General features: G+C 64.1%; 17 protein-coding genes. 10 read left to right on the forward strand and 7 right to left on the reverse strand.

Going from position 1 to position 20679, the window contains the following annotated elements; genetic code table 11:
* Nucleotides 1-86: 86 nt before the first annotated feature.
* Together dnaG and B7449_RS11260 are read right to left on the reverse strand one after the other, a co-directional pair.
* The gene (gene dnaG, locus B7449_RS11255; protein ID WP_039734713.1) at nt 87-1886 is read right to left on the reverse strand and encodes a DNA primase; all 1800 of its coding nucleotides are present in this window, start codon (nt 1884-1886) and stop codon (nt 87-89) included.
* Nucleotides 1887-1906: 20 nt separating this feature from the next.
* On the reverse strand, nt 1907-2365 hold the full coding sequence (locus tag B7449_RS11260) for a GatB/YqeY domain-containing protein (RefSeq protein ID WP_039734715.1): 459 nt from the start codon (nt 2363-2365) through the stop codon (nt 1907-1909).
* A gap of 153 nt (nt 2366-2518) precedes the next feature.
* Here B7449_RS11260 and carA point away from each other — a divergent pair, with 153 nt between their 5' ends.
* The 4 genes from carA (at nt 2519) to B7449_RS11280 (ending at nt 8995) form a co-directional block, all read left to right on the forward strand.
* On the forward strand, nt 2519-3916 hold the full coding sequence (gene carA, locus B7449_RS11265; protein WP_039734716.1) for a glutamine-hydrolyzing carbamoyl-phosphate synthase small subunit: 1398 nt from the start codon (nt 2519-2521) through the stop codon (nt 3914-3916).
* A 10-nt stretch (nt 3917-3926) separates the two neighbouring features.
* A complete protein-coding gene (gene carB, locus B7449_RS11270) occupies nt 3927-7181 on the forward strand; it encodes a carbamoyl-phosphate synthase large subunit (protein WP_039734717.1) in 3255 nt (1084 codons plus the stop codon).
* Between the two features lie 131 nt (nt 7182-7312).
* The gene (gene greA / locus B7449_RS11275) at nt 7313-7786 is read left to right on the forward strand and encodes a transcription elongation factor GreA (RefSeq protein WP_039734718.1); all 474 of its coding nucleotides are present in this window, start codon (nt 7313-7315) and stop codon (nt 7784-7786) included.
* 12 nt (nt 7787-7798) lie between these two features.
* Nucleotides 7799-8995: a threonine ammonia-lyase gene (locus tag B7449_RS11280; RefSeq protein ID WP_039734719.1), complete on the forward strand. Its 1197-nt coding sequence runs from the start codon at nt 7799-7801 to the stop codon at nt 8993-8995.
* A gap of 106 nt (nt 8996-9101) precedes the next feature.
* Here the strand turns inward: B7449_RS11280 and upp are convergent, their stop codons facing one another.
* Both upp and msrB read right to left on the reverse strand, forming a co-directional pair.
* The gene (gene upp / locus B7449_RS11285) at nt 9102-9755 is read right to left on the reverse strand and encodes a uracil phosphoribosyltransferase (RefSeq protein WP_039734720.1); all 654 of its coding nucleotides are present in this window, start codon (nt 9753-9755) and stop codon (nt 9102-9104) included.
* A 21-nt stretch (nt 9756-9776) separates the two neighbouring features.
* Nucleotides 9777-10190 (reverse strand): peptide-methionine (R)-S-oxide reductase MsrB, encoded by a 414-nt coding sequence (gene msrB / locus B7449_RS11290; protein ID WP_039734721.1) that lies wholly within the window; start codon nt 10188-10190, stop codon nt 9777-9779.
* A gap of 91 nt (nt 10191-10281) precedes the next feature.
* Here msrB and gpmI point away from each other — a divergent pair, with 91 nt between their 5' ends.
* From gpmI to B7449_RS11310, 4 genes are all read left to right on the forward strand, one after another.
* Nucleotides 10282-11835, forward strand: coding sequence for a 2,3-bisphosphoglycerate-independent phosphoglycerate mutase (gene gpmI / locus B7449_RS11295; RefSeq protein WP_039734722.1), 1554 nt, complete (start codon nt 10282-10284; stop codon nt 11833-11835).
* A gap of 68 nt (nt 11836-11903) precedes the next feature.
* Nucleotides 11904-13187: a murein hydrolase activator EnvC family protein gene (locus B7449_RS11300; protein WP_039734723.1), complete on the forward strand. Its 1284-nt coding sequence runs from the start codon at nt 11904-11906 to the stop codon at nt 13185-13187.
* Between the two features lie 148 nt (nt 13188-13335).
* Nucleotides 13336-14922, forward strand: coding sequence for a S41 family peptidase (locus B7449_RS11305; protein WP_039734724.1), 1587 nt, complete (start codon nt 13336-13338; stop codon nt 14920-14922).
* A gap of 21 nt (nt 14923-14943) precedes the next feature.
* Complete coding sequence (locus tag B7449_RS11310) at nt 14944-15438, forward strand: RNA pyrophosphohydrolase (RefSeq protein ID WP_039734725.1); 495 nt, start codon at nt 14944-14946, stop codon at nt 15436-15438.
* On the opposite strand, the gene B7449_RS11315 is transcribed toward B7449_RS11310, so the two are convergent.
* Nucleotides 15420-15839, reverse strand: a complete 420-nt coding sequence (locus B7449_RS11315; protein WP_039734726.1) for an NUDIX hydrolase — start codon at nt 15837-15839, stop codon at nt 15420-15422. The two genes, B7449_RS11310 and B7449_RS11315, sit on opposite strands and share 19 nt — an antisense overlap.
* 404 nt (nt 15840-16243) lie before the next feature.
* Here B7449_RS11315 and B7449_RS23525 point away from each other — a divergent pair, with 404 nt between their 5' ends.
* Both B7449_RS23525 and B7449_RS11320 read left to right on the forward strand, forming a co-directional pair.
* Nucleotides 16244-16372 carry a hypothetical protein gene (locus tag B7449_RS23525; RefSeq protein WP_264996580.1) on the forward strand — a complete coding sequence of 43 codons (129 nt, stop codon included), beginning with the start codon at nt 16244-16246 and terminating at the stop codon, nt 16370-16372.
* Nucleotides 16369-17736, forward strand: coding sequence for a thymidine phosphorylase (locus tag B7449_RS11320; RefSeq protein ID WP_048883628.1), 1368 nt, complete (start codon nt 16369-16371; stop codon nt 17734-17736). The genes B7449_RS23525 and B7449_RS11320 overlap by 4 nt, the downstream gene beginning before the upstream one ends.
* A gap of 176 nt (nt 17737-17912) precedes the next feature.
* Here B7449_RS11320 and B7449_RS11325 read toward each other — a convergent pair whose 3' ends face one another.
* Nucleotides 17913-19487 (reverse strand): DHA2 family efflux MFS transporter permease subunit, encoded by a 1575-nt coding sequence (locus B7449_RS11325; protein WP_010512788.1) that lies wholly within the window; start codon nt 19485-19487, stop codon nt 17913-17915.
* A complete protein-coding gene (locus tag B7449_RS11330) occupies nt 19484-20587 on the reverse strand; it encodes an HlyD family secretion protein (RefSeq protein ID WP_039734727.1) in 1104 nt (367 codons plus the stop codon). The genes B7449_RS11325 and B7449_RS11330 overlap by 4 nt, the downstream gene beginning before the upstream one ends.
* Nucleotides 20588-20679 lie beyond the last annotated feature (92 nt).

Genomic DNA, 20679 nt, shown 5'->3' on the forward strand with positions numbered 1-20679 from the left:
GCTTTTGTCTGGTGCAGGTGGTCGATAACATGGCCGAAGTCAAGGGTTGGGCCGGACCATTTCATGCAATCGGTCAATTTTCCGCCTCATTCATCAAGGTCAGCCCCACCCCGGCGCAGGGTATCAAGCGCCAGCAACCTGGTGCGCAGGCTGGCCCATGCGGCCTCATCCAGATCGCCTGCGCACATCCGTTCCGTATCCGCGCGAATTTCGGCGGCAAAGCGTTCAACGTTCAACAAAGCGTAAAAATGCCACCACTCATGCCGGGGGTCGGTGCCGAACAGGTCGTCATCGCCATGGCCGCCCGCGCGTCGCCCGCGCGTCGCGCGCACGCGCTGGCACACATCGTCCAGCCCGGCGGCAGACAGGAAGGCCGCCAGTTCACCAGGCGGCGGCAGTTCGCCACGCGCGTCATACAGGTCCAGCAGTTCCTCGCGCAGCGCGGCAAGGTCGGCGGGCAGTTCAAGGCGGCAATAGGCGTCCTGCACCTCATCCAGCACGCCGGGCTGTTCCAGTATGATGGCGCTGAGGATGCACTGGCGCTGCAGGTCCGCATTCACTGTGGCGACGGGGGACGTGGCCACGCCAGCCTTTTTCACGCCCCCCCGCGCGCCGGAACGGCGGAACGCCTGAAAAAAACTGTCCAGCAGGGTGGAACGGTATTCGGACGCCAGCGCCTTGTCGGGAATCAGGGCAGCCACGTCCACCAGCCTGCGCCGCAGGGCCGCGCGCTGTTCGGGGCCGGGGTTGCGCACGCCCTCGCTCAGCAGGTCGAACAGGACCTGCCCCATCGGGCGCGCGCCGGTGATCAGGGCCGTCATGCCGGCGGGGCCATCACGCCGCACCAGGCTGTCGGGGTCCTCGCCTTCCGGCAGGACACAGAACCGCAGGGTATGGTCCACGTTCAGCAGCGGCAGCGCGGTTTCCGCCGCCTTCACCGCCGCGCGCTGCCCGGCCGCGTCACCATCGAAACACAGCACCGGTGCCGGGGCGACCTGCCACAGGGCTTCAAGCTGTTCGGATGTCAGCGCCGTGCCAAGGGGGGCGACCGCGCCACGGAAGCCCGCCTGATGCAGGGCGATCACGTCCATGTAGCCTTCCACCACCAGCAGGTCCGCTTCCGGCCCCGTGCCGCGCACCGCCTCCCGCGCACGGTCAAGGCCGAACAGCACCCGCCGCTTGGAAAAAATGGCGGTTTCCGGGCCATTGAGGTATTTGGGCTGGCCATCGCCCAGTATGCGCCCGCCAAAGGACACCAGCCGCCCGCGCCGGTCGCGGATGGGAAAGGTCACGCGGTTGAAGAACAGTTCGCGCGATGGCGTGCCATCCTCATCCGCGCGCATCACCCCTGCGTCGCGCAGCATGGCGGGGGTGATGTCCAGCGCCGCCATTTCCGCAACCAGCCCGCCGCGCCCTTCCCCCGACCAGCCAAGGCCGAAGGCGGCAATGGTTTCATCCGTCAGGCCACGGCCCCGCAGGTAGGCCAGCCCTTCGCGTCCCTCCGGCTGGTAAAGCCTGCGCTGCCATGACGCCTGCACCGCTTCCAGCACGTCGCCCAGCGTGCGGGCGCGTTCGGCCTGCTCGCGCTGGTTGCGGTCGGGCTTTGGCATCTCCATCCCGGCGGCGGTGGCCAGTTCCTCCACCGCTTCGGGGAAAGAACGGCCCTCGCTCTGCATCACGAAGGTGATGACATCGCCATGCGCCTGACAGCCAAAGCAGTGGTAATGGTCGTCATAGACATAGAACGATGGCGTCTTTTCCCCGTGGAAGGGGCAGCATGCCTTCCAGTTCTTTCCCGAACGCACCAGCTTCGTCCGCCGCCCGATAATGGGGGCGATGGGCGTGCGGGCACGCAGTTCGTCAAGGAATGCGGGATCAAGCGCCATCTGGGCGTATGCCTCCTGCCTCAGGCGGCAAGCTGCGCGCGCACCACGGCGGACGCGCGTGCGGGGTCAAGGGCGGCGCCAAACTGCTGCTTCAGCGCGGCCATTACCTTGCCCATGTCCTTCATGGAGGTGGCATCGGTGCGTTCAATGGCTTCGCGCACGGCGGCCTCGATGGTGGCGTCATCAAGGTCGGGCGGCAGGTAGGCGCGGATGATCGCGATTTCGGCGTTTTCCTTGTCCGCCAGTTCGGGACGGCCACCCCTGGCATACATCGCCGCCGATTCCGTGCGGGACTTGATCATGCCACGCAGCATGGAAATCACGGCTTCATCACTGACCTGGTCCTCACCCCTGGCGCGGCTGGCGATATCGACATCCTTCAGCTTCGCGGTGATCATGCGGATGGTGCCAACCTTTTCGCTCTGGCCTGCCTTCATGGCTGTCTTCAGGTCATCGGTGAAACGTGCGCGCAGGGACATGGCTGTCAACTCCTCTGCCCGGCGGGCGGGGCAGAATGCCCCGACCGTGCCGGGAATAATTTTCCCATCATCTCATTTGATCGGCATGTGGGAATTTTCTTCCCAATTGCCAGAGACGCTGTTAGGCAATACTCCCGGAAGGGACATCATCCAATGCCGATGACGATAGAAAGTATTATCGAACGCCTTGGCGGCGCCGAACAGGCAGCCCGGCTGACAGGAGTCAGCACCGAGGCCATTCGCAAATGGCGGCAGGCCCGCGCCATTCCGCCCAAGCACTGGACCACCGTGCTGCGCGCGACCGGACTGTCACTGTCCGACCTGCAACCCGACACAGAATCCGACCGACCGGAGCCCATGATGAGCACGTCAAACCCGATCGCACCGGCCGCCAGGCCCGAAACCGCGACAGCCGCCCTGATCCTGGCGGATGGCACCATCCTGTGGGGGCGCGGATTCGGCGCGTACGGGACGGACCGCGCACTGGGCGAAATCTGCTTTTCCACCGGCATGACCGGATACCAGGAAACACTGACCGACCCGTCATTCGCGGGACAGATCATCACCTTCACCTTTCCCCATATCGGCAATACCGGCACCACGCCGGAAGATGATGAGGCGGCCCGGGTGCATGCCCGCGCGCTGGTGGTCAAGGAAGACCTGACCGCGCCAGCCAACTGGCGTGCGACCGAATCGCTGGATGCATGGCTGAAGACACAGGGCGTTCCGGGCATATGCGGCATCGACACCCGTGCGATTACACGCCGCATCCGCGAAGGCGGGCCGCAGACGGCCATCGTGGCCTACCCTGCTGACGGCAAATTCGACATCCCCGCCCTGCTGGCGCAGGTGCGCGCATGGCCGGGGCTGGAGGGCATGGATCTTGCGGGGGATGTCACCTGCAGCAAGCCCTATGCATGGGCCGAAGGCGTATGGCAGTGGCCGCATGGCACGGCCCCGCTGCCTGAAAAGCGCCGGAAAGTGGTTGCGGTCGATTACGGGGCCAAGCGTAACATCCTGCGCTGCCTTGCCACCGCCGGCTGCGACGTGACGGTGGTGCCCGCCACGGCGACGGCGGAGGAGATCCTCGCCCTTGATCCCGCTGGCGTGTTCCTGTCCAACGGGCCGGGCGACCCGGCGGCGACGGCGAAATACGCTGTCCCCGCCATCCGCGGCGTGCTGGAAGCGGGCAAGCCGGTATTCGGCATCTGCCTCGGCCACCAGCTTCTGGCGCTGGCGCTGGGGGCCACGACCTACAAGCTGGCCCGCGGCCACCGTGGCGCGAACCAGCCGGTCAAGGACCTGGCGACGGGCAGGGTGGAAATCACCAGCCAGAACCACGGCTTCGCGGTGGATGACAAATCCCTGCCCGCTGACGTGCGCGCCACCCATACCAGCCTGTTTGACGGATCGAACGAAGGCATCAGCACCAGCCGTTACCCGGCATTTTCGGTGCAGTACCATCCCGAAGCCAGCCCTGGCCCGTCCGACAGCCATTACCTGTTCCGCCGTTTTGTCGATCTGATCGACACCACAACCAAGACCGCGTGAAAGCCGACCCATGCCAAAACGGACAGACATACGCTCCATCCTGATCATCGGCGCCGGCCCGATCGTTATCGGCCAGGCGTGCGAATTCGATTATTCCGGCGCGCAGGCGTGCAAGGCGCTGAAGGAAGAGGGCTACCGCGTCATCCTGGTCAACTCCAACCCCGCCACGATCATGACCGATCCGGGGCTGGCGGACGCGACCTATATCGAGCCGATCACCCCGGAATTCGTCGAACGCATCATACTGCGTGAAAAGCCCGACGCGGTCCTGCCCACCATGGGCGGCCAGACCGCGCTGAACACGGCCATGGCGCTGGACAAATCGGGCTTCCTGAAAAAGCACAATGTCGAACTGATCGGCGCCAACGCCGAAGTGATCGACCGTGCCGAGGACCGGCAGAAATTCCGCGAGGCGATGGATGAAATCGGCATCGAAAGCCCGCGCAGCCTGATCGCCCATTCGCTGGAGGAAGCGCGCAGCGCGCTGGCCACGGTCGGCCTGCCCGCGGTCATCCGCCCGTCCTTTACCATGGGCGGCTCGGGTGGCGGCATCGCCTATAACAGGGAGGAGTTCGACCGCATCGTCTCCTCCGGGCTGGATGCCTCCCCCACCACGGAAGTCCTGATCGAGGAATCCGTGCTGGGCTGGAAAGAGTATGAGATGGAGGTCGTGCGCGACACGGCTGACAACTGCATCATCATCTGCTCCATCGAAAACATCGACCCGATGGGCGTGCATACCGGTGATTCCATTACCGTCGCCCCCGCGCTGACGCTGACGGACAAGGAATACCAGCGCCTGCGTGACATGTCGCTGGCGTGCCTGCGCAGGATTGGCGTGGAAACAGGCGGGTCGAACGTGCAGTTCGGCATCAATCCCGTCGATGGCCGCGTTGTCGTGATCGAGATGAACCCGCGCGTATCAAGGTCTTCCGCCCTTGCATCCAAGGCGACAGGCTTCCCGATCGCGAAGGTCGCGGCCAAGCTGGCCGTAGGCTACACGCTGGATGAGCTGACCAACGACATTACCGGCAGCACGCCCGCGTCGTTCGAGCCGACGATCGATTACGTCGTGGTCAAGATCCCCCGGTTTACGTTCGAGAAATTCCCCGGCACCCCTGCCCTGCTGTCCACCAGCATGAAGTCGGTTGGCGAGGCGATGGCCATTGGCCGTTCCTTCCCCGAGGCGCTGCAGAAGGGCCTGCGGTCAATGGAAATCGGGCTGGCAGGCCTGGACCCGGTGGAAGCGCCGGGCGATGGCGGCCCCGACGCCTTCCGCGCCGCCCTGTCGCAGCCGCGCCCCGAGCGTATCCTTATGGCCGCACAGGCCCTGCGCGCGGGGCTGAGCGTGGAAGACATCCACGATGCCTGCCGCTTCGAACCGTGGTTCCTGCGCGAACTGGCCAGGATCGTTGCAGCCGAACACGTGGTGGTGCGTGATGGCCTGCCGGAAGATGCCGACAGCCTGCGCACGCTCAAGGCCATGGGCTTTTCCGACATCCAGCTTGCCCGCCTGTCGGGCACCAATGCGGATGAAATCGCGAAGCTGCGCGAAAACCGGGGCGTGCTGCCGGTTTACAAGCGCATCGATACCTGTGCGGGTGAGTTCGCATCCCCCACGCCATACATGTATTCGTCCTATGAAGGCGGGTATGGCGTGCCGGAATGCGAAAGCCGCCCGACCGATCGCAAGAAGATCGTCATCCTTGGCGGTGGCCCGAACCGCATCGGACAGGGGATCGAGTTCGACTACTGCTGCGTCCACGCCGCCTACGCCCTGCGCGAGGCCGGGTTCGAGACGATCATGGTCAACTGCAACCCTGAAACCGTCTCGACCGACTACGACACGTCGGACCGCCTGTATTTCGAACCGCTGACGGGCGAAGACGTGATCGCCCTGATCCGGCGCGAACAGGAAAACGGCACCGTGCTGGGCTGCATTGTCCAGTACGGCGGGCAGACGCCGCTCAAGCTGTCGCGCGCGCTGGAAGCCGCCGGCATCCCGCTGCTGGGCACGCCAGCGGACGCGATCGACCGCGCCGAGGACCGCGAACGCTTCCAGGCCATGCTGCACAGGCTGGGCCTGCGCCAGCCCGCCAACGGCATCGCCCGCAACCCGGCCGAAGCCGAGGCCGTGGCGGAAAAGATCGGCTACCCCGTGGTGGTCCGCCCGTCCTACGTGCTGGGCGGGCGCGCGATGGAAATCGTGCATGACCGCGCCAGCCTGCAGCGCTACATGCGCGTGGCGCTACAGCTTGCCGGTGCGGAAGTGGCCAGCGGCCCCGTGCTGATCGACCATTACCTGAACGATGCGATCGAGGCGGATGTGGACTGCATCGCTGATGGCAACGAGGTGTATGTCGCGGGCGTCATGGAACATATCGAGGAAGCGGGCATCCATTCCGGTGACAGCGCATGTTCGCTGCCGCCCTATACCCTGTCGCCCGCCATCGTGACCGAACTGAAAAGCCAGACGGAAGCCATGGCCCGCGAACTGGGTATTGTCGGCCTAATGAACGTGCAGTACGCGATCAAGGGGCAGGAAATCTTCGTGCTGGAAGTCAACCCGCGTGCCTCGCGCACCGTGCCGTTCGTGGCCAAGGCCACGGGGGTTCCGGTCGCCAAGATCGGCGCGCGTGTCATGGCGGGCGCGAAGCTGGGTGAATTCCGCCTTGATGACCGCGCCGTCGCCCCGCATGTGGCGGTGAAGGAAGCGGTCTTCCCGTTCAACCGCTTCCCCGATGTCGATACGATCCTCGGCCCGGAAATGCGCTCCACCGGCGAGGTCATGGGCCTTGACGCCTCGTTCGAACGCGCTTTCGCCAAGTCACAGCTTGCCGCGGGCGTGAAGCTGCCCCTGTCGGGCACGGTGTTCCTGTCGGTGCGCGACAGCGACAAGCCCGCGGTCAAGTCCATTGGCCGCCTGCTGTCGGACATGGGCTTCCGCATCGTGGCGACACGCGGCACGGCAAAGTGCCTGCGTGAAGCAGGCGTGAACGTGGATGTGGTGAACAAGGTGCTGGAAGGCCGTCCGAACTGTGTCGACGCCATCCGCTCGGGCGATGTCCAGATGGTCATCAACACCGCACAGGGTGCGCAGGCCGTCAGCGACAGCTTCGACATCCGCCGGTCCGCGCTGACGCATGGCATCCCGCACTACACCACCATCGCGGGCGCGCGCGCCGCGACCCACGCCATTGCGGCCATGCGCGAGGGGGTTCTTGAAGTCGCGCCCCTTCAATCCTATTTTAAGGGATCATTCTGAGCGTATCGTACCAAAACGGGTGGCCACCGGTCCCGGAACCGGCGGCCACCCGCGTTGCATTGGTGCGATGCGCCCGGAGACGGCAACCAACAGTCAGTTGTGGAAACTGACCTTCACCTCGGGGACAAACCTTGCAGAAATTTCCGATGACAGGCCCCGGCCTGGAACGGCTTGAAGACGAACTGCGCAAGCTCAAGAGTGAAGAACGCCCCGCGATCATTCGCGCGATCGCCGAAGCGCGGAGCCATGGCGATCTTTCGGAAAACGCGGAATACCACGCAGCCCGCGAACGCCAGTCCTTTACCGAAGGCCGCATTCAGGAACTGGAGGAAATCGTCTCCTCCGCTGAAGTGATCGACCCTGCCGCCCTGTCGGGCGACCAGGTGAAATTCGGCGCGCGCGTCAAGCTGGTGGATGAAGAAACCGACAAGGAAGCGACCTACCAGATCGTGGGCGTGTACGAAGCCGACATCAAGCAGGGGCTTCTGTCCATTTCCTCGCCGCTTGCCAAATCACTGATTGGCAAAAGCATTGGTGACACCGTGTCCGTCCCCGCCCCCGGCGGCGACCGGACGTACGAGATCCTGGAAGTCATCTACCGCTAGGCGCACCCGACCGTGATCACGCTTGAAGACATCACCGCCGCCGCACAGCGGATAAAGGGGCGCGTGCTGCATACGCCCACCGTGCCGTGCCAGACACTTTCACGCGCGACCGGCGCGGATATCGTGCTCAAGCTCGATAACCTGCAGGCTGTCGGTTCGTTCAAGGAACGCGGGGCCGCCAACAAGCTGGCCCTGCTGACCCCGCGCGAACGCGAACGGGGCGTCATTACCGTCTCGGCCGGCAACCATGCGCAGGGCGTCGCCCGCCATGCCTCCCTGCTGGGTATTGACGCGGTGATCGTCATGCCGCGCTTCACGCCCGCAGCCAAGGTCACGCGCACCGCCGCATGGGGGGCGACCGTGGTGCTGGAAGGCGACAACTTCGCCGAGGCGACGGACCATGCCAACATGCTGTGCCAGCGCGAGGGCCGCGTGTTCGTCCACCCCTATGACGACCCCGAGGTCATGGCCGGACAGGGTACCTTCGCCCTTGAACTGTTCGAGGATGCGGGACCGCTGGACACCTTCGTGTGCCCCATTGGCGGTGGCGGCCTGCTGTCGGGCTGCGCGGTCGCGGGACGTGCGTTGCAGCCGGACATGGATATAGTGGGCGTGCAGGTGGAAAACTATTCCTCCCTCGCCGGTTTCCCGGGGGATGAGGTGCTGCCCCCGGGCGGGGCCACCATCGCCGAGGGCATCGCGGTGCTGCAGATCGGCCGACAGCCGCTGGAAGTCATCCGCGAACTGGTGTCGAATGTGCTGGTCGTGCCCGAAAGCGCGATCGAGACCGCGATCACCATGCTGGCGGAAGGGGCCAAGCAGGTCAGCGAGGGCGCGGGCGCAACGGCCCTTGCCGCCGTGCTCACCTACCCCGAACTGTTCCGTGGCAAGCGGGTGGCGCTGCCGGTGACGGGCGGCAATATCGACAGCCGCATCCTGGCCAATACGCTGCTGCGTTCGCTGCTGCGTGACGGGCGGCTTCTGTGCCTGAAAATGGAAATACCTGACCGCCCCGGCGTGCTGGCCGATATTTCGCGCAAGATCAGCGATGAAGGCGGCAACATCATCGAGGTCTCGCACCAGCGCCTGTTCACAACGCCCAGCGTGCAGGCCGCCGAGCTTGAGGTCATGATCGAGGCCCGTGATCCCGACCATGCCCGCGCGCTGGAAGCGGAACTGGCCAAGACCTATATCGTGCGCCGCGCCTGAACCATCAGGGTCAGGCAATGCCACGACATGAAAAACCTGCGGGGCATATACCCCGCAGGTTTTTTAAATTTGACAGATAATTAAACGTTTTACCAAAAAACTTCTGTTATTTGGTACCGAACAGGCGGTCGCCCGCATCCCCAAGGCCAGGACGGATATAACCATGTTCATCCAGCCCCCGGTCAATGGCGCAGGTAACGATGCGCACATCCGGGTGGGCCTTGCGCAGGCACGCGATCCCTTCGGGGGATGCCAGCAGGCAGACGAAGACCATGCGCGCGCAGCCCGCCTGCTTCAGCCGGTCGATTGCGGCAACGGCGCTGTGCCCCGTCGCCAGCATGGGATCGACCACCAGGCAGATGCGGTTGCCGACATCATCGGGCAGCTTCAGGTAATATTCGACCGGTTCCAGCGTTTCGGGGTCACGGTACAGCCCGACATGGCCAATCCGCGCCGAAGGCACCAGATCCAGCAGCCCGTCCAGGATCCCGTTTCCCGCCCGCAGGATGGAAATCAGGCACAGCTTCTTGCCCGCAAGCCGCCATGCCTGCATGCGTTCCATGGGGGTATCGATTTCCACGGGTTCCAGCGGCAGGTCCCGCATGGCCTCATACCCGATCAGCAGGCTGAGTTCGCGCGCAAGGTTCCGGAATTCACCCGTCGAGGTCTGGCGTTCGCGCATGAGTGTCAGCTTGTGCTGTACCAGCGGGTGGCTGACGACAATCACATCATCATCATGCGTGGCGGGGGCCTGGGTCATATCTGTTCCTTCAATGCCATTTCATTTCCGTGATAAGGTAGCGCCATCACGCGGGACGAAAGTCAATGCCAGTCCGTTCATGCAATAGCGCAGACCGGTCGGCGGCGGCCCGTCGGGGAACACATGGCCCAGATGGCCGTGGCAGTGGGCGCAGTGCACTTCCGTCCGGGTCATGCCGTGGCTGGTGTCGGTCGTGGTGCCCACGCCCCCCGGAATCGCCTCGAAAAACGAGGGCCATCCACTTCCGCTTTCGTATTTCGCGCCGGAACGGAACAGTGGCGTCCCGCAGCCGGCGCAACGATATTCCCCGGCACGCTTTTCACTGTTCAGCGGACTGGAACCGGGGCGCTCGGTCCCGTGTTCGCGCAGGATGCGCAGCTGTTCGGGGGTCAGGCAGCCACACTGCGCCCCATTGGTGTTGGCGGTATCGGTCATGACGATTTCCTTCCTCCGGCAGACAGGCATTTCACGCCCGCTTTTTTTAGGGCATCATACCACCCAAAATAAGACAGGGAGACAATAACCCATGAACGACCAGGCACGCGCACACAAGGCACCCCGTCCCGTCATGCTGGCCATCCTTGATGGCTTTGGCTGGCGCGAGGACCCGGCGGACAACGCCGTCCGGTCCGCCCATACCCCCGCATTCGACCGGCTGTGGCAGGCGGGGCCGCATGCCTTCCTCAAGACCTGTGGGGAGGATGTCGGCCTGCCGCAAGGGCAGATGGGCAATTCCGAGGTCGGTCACCTGAATATCGGCGCGGGCCGGGTGGTGATGCAGGAACTGCCGCGCATTTCCACGGGCCTTGCCAACGGGTCGGTCGCGCGTGGCGCGGTCATGCAGGATTTCATTGCCGCGCTGAAAAAAAGCGGTGGTACCTGCCACCTGCTCGGTCTTGTCTCCCCCGGCGGGGTCCATGCCCATCAGGACCATGCCATAGCCCTTGCCCGCATCGTACGCGAAGCTGGCGTGCCCGTGACATTCCATATCTTTACCGATGGTCGGGACACGGCCCCCCAGTCCGGGCATGGCTATGTCAGCCAGGTGCTGTCCGCCCTGCCCGATGGCGTGCGTATCGGCACCGTGTCCGGCCGGTATTACGCCATGGACCGTGACCGCCGCTGGGACCGGGTGGAAAAAACCTACAACGCCATTGTCGCGGGCGCAGGCCCGCATGCGGGCGACGCGCTGGAGGTACTGGACCGCGCCTATGAAGCGGGCATCACGGATGAATTCGTGGTCCCTACCGTCATCGGGGAATATGGCGGCATGCGCGACGGGGATGGCGTGCTCAGCTTCAATTTCCGCGCCGATCGCATCCGGCAGCTGCTCGATGCCCTGCTGGAACCGAATTTCGAGGGCTTCCGGCGCACCAGGCTGGTCAACCTTGCCGCCGTGACCGGCATGACGCGCTACAGCGACCGGCTGGCGGAACTGATAACCGTGCTGTTCCCGCCGCAGGAACTGCATGACCTGCTGGGCGATGTGGTGTCGGCCGCCGGCCTGAAGCAGATCCGCATGGCCGAGACCGAAAAATACCCCCACGTCACCTATTTCCTCAATGGTGGACGCGAAGGCGAACTGCCTGGCGAGGACCGGGTGATGGTCCCCTCCCCCAAGGTCGCGACCTATGACCTGCAGCCCGAAATGTCCGCGCCGGAACTGACCGACCGCGCGGTGGAGGCCATAAAAAGCGGCAAATACGACCTGATCGTGCTGAACTTCGCCAATGCCGACATGGTGGGCCATACCGGCGTGCTGTCGGCCGCGATCAAGGCGGTCGAGGCCGTGGACCACGGGCTGGGCCGCATTGCGGATGCCATACACCACGCGGGCGGCGCGCTGCTGGTCACGGCGGATCACGGCAATGCCGAAACCATGTTCGACCCCGAAACCAATGGCCCGCACACGGCCCATACGCTCAATGTGGTGCCGGTCGTCCTGACCGGGGTGAAGGGGACGACACTGCATGACGGGCGCCTGGCCGACCTTGCCCCCACGCTGCTGCAGCTTATGGGCCTGCCCCAGCCTGCGGCCATGACCGGCCGGTCCCTGCTGGATGGGGCCACGCCATCCTGACATCCGGCCTGATCCTGACGGCCCGCTGGCGTGGCCGGGTCGCCTGCGGGGCCGTTCTGGCCTGCTGCATGGCGACAGCTGCATGGGGCGCATCCACGCTTCATACGCCTGCCGGGACAACACCCGCCCATACCACCACCCATGTGCCCACCGCGCGCGAACAGCGCATACGCCAGCAGCTGGAAGCCGCGCGGAACGCACGTGAAAACCTGATCGCGCGCCAGCAGCAGCAGGCGCGCGACCTGGAAGAACGCCGCAGGGTGGAACTCGAAGCCCGCGAACAGGCCCGTCAGGATGCGCAGAAGGCCGCCAGCCTGTCCGCCGCCACGGTCGACGCCACCGCCCGCCTGCAGCGCACCGAACAGCAGGCCGCCGATCTGGACAGCCGCATTACCGACCTGCACACCGAACAGGGTGTCCTGCGCCAGCAGCTTGCCCGCGAGGTCGCGCGCCTGTCGCCCCTGCTGCCACTGGCGGAACGCCTGTCGCTTTACCCCGCCGACACGCTTCTGGCCGTGCCCCTGCCTGCCGATCGCGCGGTCACCGGGCTGCTGGTGGTGCATGGCATGATGGGGGATATCGCCAACCAGACACGCGCCATCCATGACCGCCGCACCCGCCTTACGCAACTGGACAGCGAACTGGCCCAGCAGCAGCAGCAGATGCGTCAGGTCGTCAGCGAACGCGAAAGCCAGCGCGACACGGTCAATCGCGCGGCCCATGCGGCGCTGGAGGCGCAGCAGCGTTCCAACGCCGCCGCCGCCAGCGCGGCGCAGGCCGTCGAGGATGCGGCCCGCCGGGCGTCCAGCGTGCAGGACGCCATCGCCCGGATCGAGGCGACGGAAGAACAGGCGGAAAAAAACCTGGAAGAAGCCGCCCGCGCTGCCGAACGCGCCCACAACATGCAGGCCGCCGCCGCCGCCCGCAGGCAGGCGCATGAAATGGCCACGGGCGCAGGCCCCGGCATTACGCCCGCCACCAGCGCCAGCGCGGGCGCGCCCGTGGCGGGCACGGTGCTGACGGCATGGGGCCACCCCACTGAAAGCGGCCCGGCTACCGGCATTACCTATGCGCCGCCATCACGCGCGACCGTGCGCGCGCCCTGCACGGGCCGTATTGATTTCGCGGGCGCGTTCCGCACCTATGGTCAGATGATGATCCTTGATTGCGGCAAGCATTACCGCTTCGTCCTGGCGGGGCTGGGGGAAATCGCGGTAGCGGCGGGCCAGCAGGTCAGCCATGGCGCAGCAGTGGGACAGATGCCGCAATGGAACGGCGGTGGCAGCCGGCCCACCCTGTTCGTGCAGCTGCGCCACGGGGGCAGCACCGTCAATCCGGCCCCCTATCTGTGATTTCGGTGCGAGACGGTTTTATCCCCATGCAGGTTCGGTATATGCTGCCCGCCCGTGACGAACGGGCAAGATCACGTTACAACGCAACACGAAGAGTACATGCAGGCCAGCCAGATCATGATGGCGGGCATCCAGGAGACAACGACGCATGAAGTTCCGTAATGGCTTGCTGATCGGTTGCGCCTTTCTTGCAGGGATCGCGGCAGCCCCGCAGATCGCACGTTATTCAGCCAGCGGATGGGACCATATCGCCCCCATGGCCCATGCGGCGGATGCTGTCGCGAAGGATGACAATTCCCCCCATGAGATCGAACAGCTCATGTTCCTGTTCGGCTACGTACTGGAAAAAGTGAAGGCCAATTATGTCGAGCCCGTCTCGACCCGCGACCTGATCACCAATTCACTTAACGGAATGCTCAGCGGGCTGGACCCGCACAGTTCCTACATGACGGAAAAGCAGTTTTCCGACCTGCAGGTCCAGACCAAGGGATCGTTTGGCGGCCTGGGGCTGGAAGTACAGGGTGAGGACGGGCATGTGCGCGTGGTCTCCCCCATTGACGACACGCCCGCCGCCCGCGCGGGCATCAAGCCCGGTGACTTCATTGTCGCGATCGACGGCAAGAATATCGACGGTCAGCCGCTGGATCAGGTCGTAACCCAGATGCGCGGCAAGCCCGATACCCGCATCACGCTGACGCTGATCCGTGAAAAGGCGCCCAAGCCCATCATCGTCACGCTGACCCGCGCCATCATCCCGCTGCAGGTCATCAAGTCCGCGCTGTATGACACTGTCGGTTATATCCGAATCGCGCAGTTCAACGAGGAAACGCAGTCCGGCCTGCTGGCCGCGTACAAGAAGCTGCAGGCCCAGACACATAACAAGATGGCCGGTCTGGTCATTGACCTGCGGTCCGATCCGGGCGGACTGCTGACGCAGGCCATCGACGTGGGGTCCGACTTTGTCCGCAGTGGGGAAATCGTCTCCACCCGTGCGCGTCACCCGCAGGACAGCCAGCGCTGGGATGCCCATAACACCGACATTACCAATGGCCTGCCGATTGTGGTGCTGATCAACGGCGGCTCGGCCTCGGCCAGTGAAATCGTGGCTGGCGCGCTGCAGGACCACCAGCGCGCCGTGCTGCTGGGTGAAAAGACCTTTGGCAAGGGATCGGTGCAGACGATCCTGCCCATTCCCGGCGAAGGTGCGATCCGCCTGACCACGGCGCGGTACTACACGCCGTCGGGCCGCTCCATCCAGGGGCTGGGCATCATACCCGACATCCCCGTGCGCGAAGCGCATGACGACGCGGGCTACAGCATCCACGAAGCGGATCTGGCGCACATCATCAAGAACCGTGGCGGCAATACCGCGCAGCCGCCCTCGCGCACCGACCTGCCCGCCATAGCCAGGTCCATCCCGGCGCAGCCGCCAGCCAACTGGCCCACATTCGACCCGACAAAGCCTTCGACCGATTTCCAGCTTCAGGAAGGGCTGCGGGTTGTCCGTTCCATGGCGGGCCTGCCGGTCCCGGCTGAACCGCCAATCCATGACGACAGGACGCAGGCAACCGCCGTGCCGTCCGCATCCGTCCCGCCCAAGGCCGCAGCCCCTGCTGCCCCCGCGGGCACGCCGGCGACACCGACAACGCCCGCCACCCCATCTGCCCCGGCAGAAAAGGAAAGCCCCGCGACACCGCCTGCCGCCCCTGCGCCCGCCACACCTGCCCATCCCTGATCCAGCCGGAAGCCGCCCGCCATGACCGACCTGCCCTACCGTCCCAATGTGGGGGCGCTGCTGTTCAACCGACAGGGCAAGGTGCTTGTCGCGCGCCGCACCGACATGGATGGCGCGGGCGGCCCCCCGGATCAGGGCGTGTGGCAGTGCCCGCAGGGCGGCATTGATGAAGGGGAAGACCCACAGACCGCGGTCCTGCGCGAACTGCATGAGGAAATCGGCACCAATACCGCCGAAATCATTGGCACCTATCCCGAATGGCTCAGCTACGACCTGCCCGCGCACCTGATTGGCAAGGCGCTGGGTGGCCGTTACCGCGGCCAGACGCAGAAGTGGTTTGCCCTGCGCTTTTTGGGTCAGGATTCCGATATCAGGCTGGATACGCACCTGCCTGCGGAATTCGATATGTGGAAATGGGTTCCGCTGGACCGGTTGCCGCTGCTGAATGTCGGCATCAAGAAAGACATCTACACGCAGCTTGCGACGTATTTCGCCCCTTACGCCATTGCCGCCTGAGGCATAAGCCCCGCCCGCACGAGGGCGGTCATGGTTTTGCCCCGCAACAGGGGAGCAAGGTCCAGCCTGGCCATGTCCCCTGCCCCGATCCAGCGCAGTTCCGCAATTTCGGCCGCAGCATCCGGCGTGCCGTGCAACTGCCCGGTCCAGATGCGGGCCTGCACGGTAAAGCCGGGTTCATTGGCCGCCACGTCGGTAAAATCACCAGCCAGTTCCGCCCCCGGCGTCAGCGCGCAGCCCAGTTCCTCACGTATTTCACGCATCAGTGCCTGTTCGGGGCGTTCCCCCACATCGGGCTTGCCACCGGGCAGCATGAAGGCGGTCGTGCCGCGCTTGCGCACGACCAGCAGGCGCTCGCGCACGATGACCGCCGCACAGACGACCCTGATAATACCTGACATGGATACGGCCCCCTGCTGTCCTCAAAGAATCGATAAGAGGCTGTCTGAAAAACCTCCCCAGCAAACATCAGATAAGCATAAGGGCGTTTAAAGCTTCAGGAAACGTCGCTTTTTTGAAAAAGACGGCCCCCAGCTCCTTTACTGTTCCTTATCAGGGCCTGTTGGGAATTATCGTGAATTTCTTATTGCTCAATCGAAATGAGTCGTGGCTGTATCCTTCCCACGGCGTCGATAACGGCCCGACACCCGGCTGCCCTCCCCCACTCAGTAGCCACGCTGGATCGACGCCTTCACCGAATTCAGGACCGCGTGACAGCCCCGACAGGCACAGGCAAGCCACGAAACCCGATCAGGAAGCCTTCTGCAGGAATGTGCCGCGCAAACAACAGGAGTCACTCACCCAGATGATCACTGCGAACAATACACAGGCATGGACAGGCAGGCCCGAAACCGAGACGGGCCCGCCCCCCGGTCCTGACCTGATCGATGCGCCGCCCTGGCCGGGGCGGAACAGCGCCCCGGGGCGGGAATGAGTCTGTCTCCCGCAGGGATCCTGCGGATCAAGCGTGACGGCGGCCGGCTGACAGATGCAGACATTGCGGAATTCATCACCGGAATCAGCACTGGTCGCGTCTCGGAAGGGCAGATCGGCGCCTTCACCATGGCGGTCTATCAGCACGGCATGAATGCTGCCGAAACTGCGGCCCTAACCCTTGCCATGCGCGACAGCGGCACGGTGATCGACTGGTCCGCGACCGGCCTTCCCTCCAGATGCCTGATCGAAAAGCATTCCTCGGGGGGCACCGGAGACGAGAAGGTCAGCCTGATCCTTGCGCCTCTGGTTGCGGCCTGCGGTGTCCACATGCCGATGATCACGGCACGCGGCCTTGGGCACACTGGCGGTGAAGTTGATCTGATCGAGGCGACGGGCGCGGCCATTGCGCTTTCACCCGACGAACTGCGCCACGCCGTGATGGAGGCAGGCACGGCGATTATCGGGCCGGGGCCGGATATCGCCCCTGCTGACGCCGCGATCTATCGTGTCCGTGACGTAACCGCGACGGTGGAGAGCGTCGCCCTGATTACATCCTCGATCCTCTCGAAGAAACTGGCTTCGGGTGCATCGGGGCTGGTCATGAGTGTGAACTATGGATCGGCTGCTTTCATGGCCGATGCAGGGGAAGCCGCAACATTAGCGGCAAGCCTGATCGAAACCGCCGAACTGGCGGCGCTACCGATGGTCGTACCGATCGTGCAACTGAACGAAGTTATGGGGAGCGCCGTGGGCAGCTACCCGCAGTTGCACGAGGTTCTCCGCTTCCTCTCGGGGGGTGCCCGCGACCCGCGCCTTGAGGAACTGGTGATGGGACTTTCGATCGAGGTTCTTCTGATGGCCGGCATTGTAACAGACACGGCGGACGCACGGAAAATGCTCGCACTCAGGCTGGCGGACGGAAGTGCGCTTGCCCGGTTCTGGCGCATGATTGGCGCCATGGGAGGCCGCGTGGAAGGATATCCCGATATATTGTGGCCCCTTGCGCCGGAGCGTCTGGCAGTGGTCGCGCCAGTCTCGGGTTACGTGGCGGTCGTCGATGCCTTTGCCGTAGGTATGGCGATGGTCGGACTGGGCGCGGGGCGCATGCTGCCTGATGATCGGATCGATCATGGTGTCGGGCTGAGTGATATGGCTCATGTCGGCGACCGGATCGAAACCGGGCAGCCGCTCTGCATCCTGCACGCTCGCGACCCCGCATCGGCGCGCATTGCAGCGACGGCCATTCTGGATGCCATAACGGTCATCCCCGATCCGGTGCCGCGTCCACAGCTGTTCACTGGACGCATGACCACCGTCAGGGGACTGGCAGGATCGGGATTGTCAGTCGACACCCAAAAATAGGTTCGCCTGCACTTTGCATGCCGACACGGTTACCCTGACGGATGCCGGGTTACTGATCGGTGGTGACACCGTAACGGCATGGGCCGCAGTCTTTTTGCCCCATCTGTTCAGCATATGTGCTGAACAGCCGCTCTTCCCGGAAGAAATGGTCCCCACCAGTCCCGGAGCGGTTCAGTTTACTTGTCCCCGCCCTTGAGCGGCGACATGAGAAAGCAGAAAGGCACGACAAGCATGCAGCCGATGCCAAGGATCATGAAGACCTCGTTATAGGCAAGGATGGCGACCTGACGCTGGAATTCCTTGTACAGCCGCCCCATGGCCACATTATTCAGCGCTCCCTGCGCATAGCCGCGCATGACGGCCACCGCGCGGCCATGGGCCAGATATTCGTTGAACGGCTGGTGATAGGGCGTCATCCAGTGGACCATCTGGTTCTGGTGCGCCTGACGCAGTTCGGTCACCAGCGCCGTGGCCCCCGAAATACTCAGTGACCCCAGAACGTTACGCGCCATGCTGAACAGGGCCGACCCATCGGCATTCAGTTCGCGTGGAAGCGTGGCGTAGGTAATGGTGGAAATCGGGACGAACAGAAAGGCCATCGTTCCGGTCTGGCTCATGCGGAACAGGACCAGATGGCGGAAATCCAGATCAGGCACCAGTTGCGCCGACCACAGCATGGAAACCCCCATGAGGAAGAAGCCGAACGCGATGATGTAGCGCAGCTGGATATATTTCATCCCGATCCCCACCAGCGGGATCAGCACGATCACCACCATGCCGCCGGGCGACAGGATCAGGCCGGACAGGGTGGCGGTATAACCCATGATCTGCTGCGAAAACTGCGGCACGATAATGGCCGAGGAATACAGCAGCGCCCCCACCGCGCCCATAAGCCCTGTGCCCACCGCGAAATTGCGGTCCTTGAACACCCGCAGGTCCACCGCCGGATTTTTCGCCCGCAACAGCCAGACAACCGCGCCGCCAATGCCAAGGAAGGCAAGGATGGCCATGATGACGATCATGCGCGAACCGAACCAGTCCTCATCCTCGCCACGGTCAACCGCCACTTCCAGGCAGCCGAAGCCAATGGTGATCAGACCGATGCCCACGAAATCCAGCGGCGCCTTCTGCTTGCGCGCCCATGGCGGGTCCTCGACCATGATCGACACCGCGATGGTGGCCAGCATGCCCACCGGCACGTTGATGAAGAACACCCACCGCCAGGAATAGTTATCGGTGATCCACCCCCCCAGCGACGGACCAAGCACCGGCGCCACGACGGTGGCGATGGCGGTCAGGCCGAAGGCGGCGGCGCGTTTGTCGGGCGGGAACGTGTCAAGGATGATGGACTGCTGGTTGGGTTGCAGCCCGCCCCCGAAGAACCCCTGCATCAGCCGGAACAGGATCAGTTCGGGCAGGCTGGTGGAAATGCCGCACAGGAACGACGACAGAGAGAACATGGAAATACAGATCAGGAAATAGTGCCTGCGTCCGAACAGCTTGCCCAGCCAGCCCGAAATCGTCAGCACGATCCCGTTCGCCACCAGATAGGATGTCAGCGTCCATGTCGCATCGTCATACGTGGATGAAAGATTCCCCGCGATATGCGGCAGCGCCACGTTGACGATGGTGGTGTCCAGGATTTCCATGAATGCGGCCACCGTCACAACCACGGCGATCAGCCATGGATTGTGTTTCGGTTTCCAGTTCGTGCCATCGGCTGCCCCGGTGGATGCTGCCTGCGCGCTCATTCCGTGTGGACCGTCGGTTCAACCGACAGGCCGATCGACAGCGGCAGGTCCTGTCGCAGCCCGTCGTCAATCAGGATCTTGACCGGCACGCGCTGCACGATCTTCACATAGTTGCCCGTGGCATTTTCCGGCGGGAAGGCGCTGAAGGTCGCCCCCGTGCCCAGCTGCAGCGAATCAACATGCCCTTTCAGCTTCAGGAACGGATAGGCATCGACCGCAATATCCACCTTCTGGCCAGGGCGCATGTGGGTCAGCTGTGTTTCCTTGTAGTTCGCCACGACCCATATTTCGGGTTCGACAACCGACACCACGGTCTGGCCCGCCGTAACATAGGTGCCGCGTTCGATGTTACGCTGTGAAATCCAGCCGTCATGCGGGGCGCGGATCCATGTCCATTCCACATTCAGTTCCGCCTCACGCAGCTTGGCTTCCGCCTGCGCAAGCTGGGCCTGCTGTTCGGTCACGCGGGCTTCGGTGCTGGAAATATTGGGAATGACCGGCAGGGCGGTTTCAAGGTTGCCCTGTGCCTCCAGCACCTTCGCCTTCGCGGCATTGAGGGCCGCAGTGGCGTAATCGATATTCTGCTGCGATGTCGCCTCGCGGGTTACGCCATGCTGGCGGCGATAATCGGTTTCCGCACGAAACTGCTGGGCCTGCGCTTCCACCAGCTGGCCCTGCGCCACCATCAGGTGGCCGGGGAAATTCTTTTTCGCCACTTCGGCCAGCAGGCTGTAGTTGCGGACCTGCGCACGCGCAATATCCACGGCCGCCGCCGCCTGATCGCGCTGGGCGCGCCAGTTGCGGTCATCAATGCGGGCAATGACATCGCCCTGGTGCACGAACTGGTTATCGTTCACCAGCAGTTCGGTCACGTAACCCGATACATGGGGCGCCACCGCCACGGCGCGACCGGCGGTAAAGGCGTCATCCGTCTCGACTTCATTGCGGTGCAGGAACCAGTACAGCCCGGCCAGAACGGCCACCACCACCAGAACGCCGATCAGGATTACCTTGCGCCGGGGGGAAGCCTTTTCCTGTTCGTGCCCTTTGTCCTGTGCGGTCTGTCCGTCTTCAGGTGCCTTGCCTTCGTCCGCGGCCATCTGCTTCCCTCATCATCACTTTGATTGCAGCCCCTGATCCTGTCATCCACGCATTGACCGAACGGGTCGGTCAATCCATGGCACGAAGCTTG

The sequence above is a fragment of the Komagataeibacter intermedius TF2 genome (assembly GCF_000964425.1).
GTDB classification, from domain to species: domain Bacteria; phylum Pseudomonadota; class Alphaproteobacteria; order Acetobacterales; family Acetobacteraceae; genus Komagataeibacter; species Komagataeibacter intermedius.

Coding starts and splice junctions, on each gene's coding strand:
- dnaG (WP_039734713.1), bottom strand. CDS start 1,886: ATGGCGCTTGATCCCGCATTCCTTGACGAACTGCGTGCCCGCACGCCC.
- B7449_RS11260 (WP_039734715.1), bottom strand. CDS start 2,365: ATGTCCCTGCGCGCACGTTTCACCGATGACCTGAAGACAGCCATGAAG.
- carA (WP_039734716.1), top strand. CDS start 2,519: ATGCCGATGACGATAGAAAGTATTATCGAACGCCTTGGCGGCGCCGAA.
- carB (WP_039734717.1), top strand. CDS start 3,927: ATGCCAAAACGGACAGACATACGCTCCATCCTGATCATCGGCGCCGGC.
- upp (WP_039734720.1), bottom strand. CDS start 9,755: ATGACCCAGGCCCCCGCCACGCATGATGATGATGTGATTGTCGTCAGC.
- msrB (WP_039734721.1), bottom strand. CDS start 10,190: ATGACCGATACCGCCAACACCAATGGGGCGCAGTGTGGCTGCCTGACC.
- gpmI (WP_039734722.1), top strand. CDS start 10,282: ATGAACGACCAGGCACGCGCACACAAGGCACCCCGTCCCGTCATGCTG.
- B7449_RS11300 (WP_039734723.1), top strand. CDS start 11,904: ATGGCGACAGCTGCATGGGGCGCATCCACGCTTCATACGCCTGCCGGG.
- B7449_RS11305 (WP_039734724.1), top strand. CDS start 13,336: ATGAAGTTCCGTAATGGCTTGCTGATCGGTTGCGCCTTTCTTGCAGGG.
- B7449_RS11310 (WP_039734725.1), top strand. CDS start 14,944: ATGACCGACCTGCCCTACCGTCCCAATGTGGGGGCGCTGCTGTTCAAC.
- B7449_RS11315 (WP_039734726.1), bottom strand. CDS start 15,839: ATGTCAGGTATTATCAGGGTCGTCTGTGCGGCGGTCATCGTGCGCGAG.
- B7449_RS23525 (WP_264996580.1), top strand. CDS start 16,244: ATGATCACTGCGAACAATACACAGGCATGGACAGGCAGGCCCGAAACC.
- B7449_RS11320 (WP_048883628.1), top strand. CDS start 16,369: ATGAGTCTGTCTCCCGCAGGGATCCTGCGGATCAAGCGTGACGGCGGC.
- B7449_RS11325 (WP_010512788.1), bottom strand. CDS start 19,487: ATGAGCGCGCAGGCAGCATCCACCGGGGCAGCCGATGGCACGAACTGG.
- B7449_RS11330 (WP_039734727.1), bottom strand. CDS start 20,587: ATGGCCGCGGACGAAGGCAAGGCACCTGAAGACGGACAGACCGCACAG.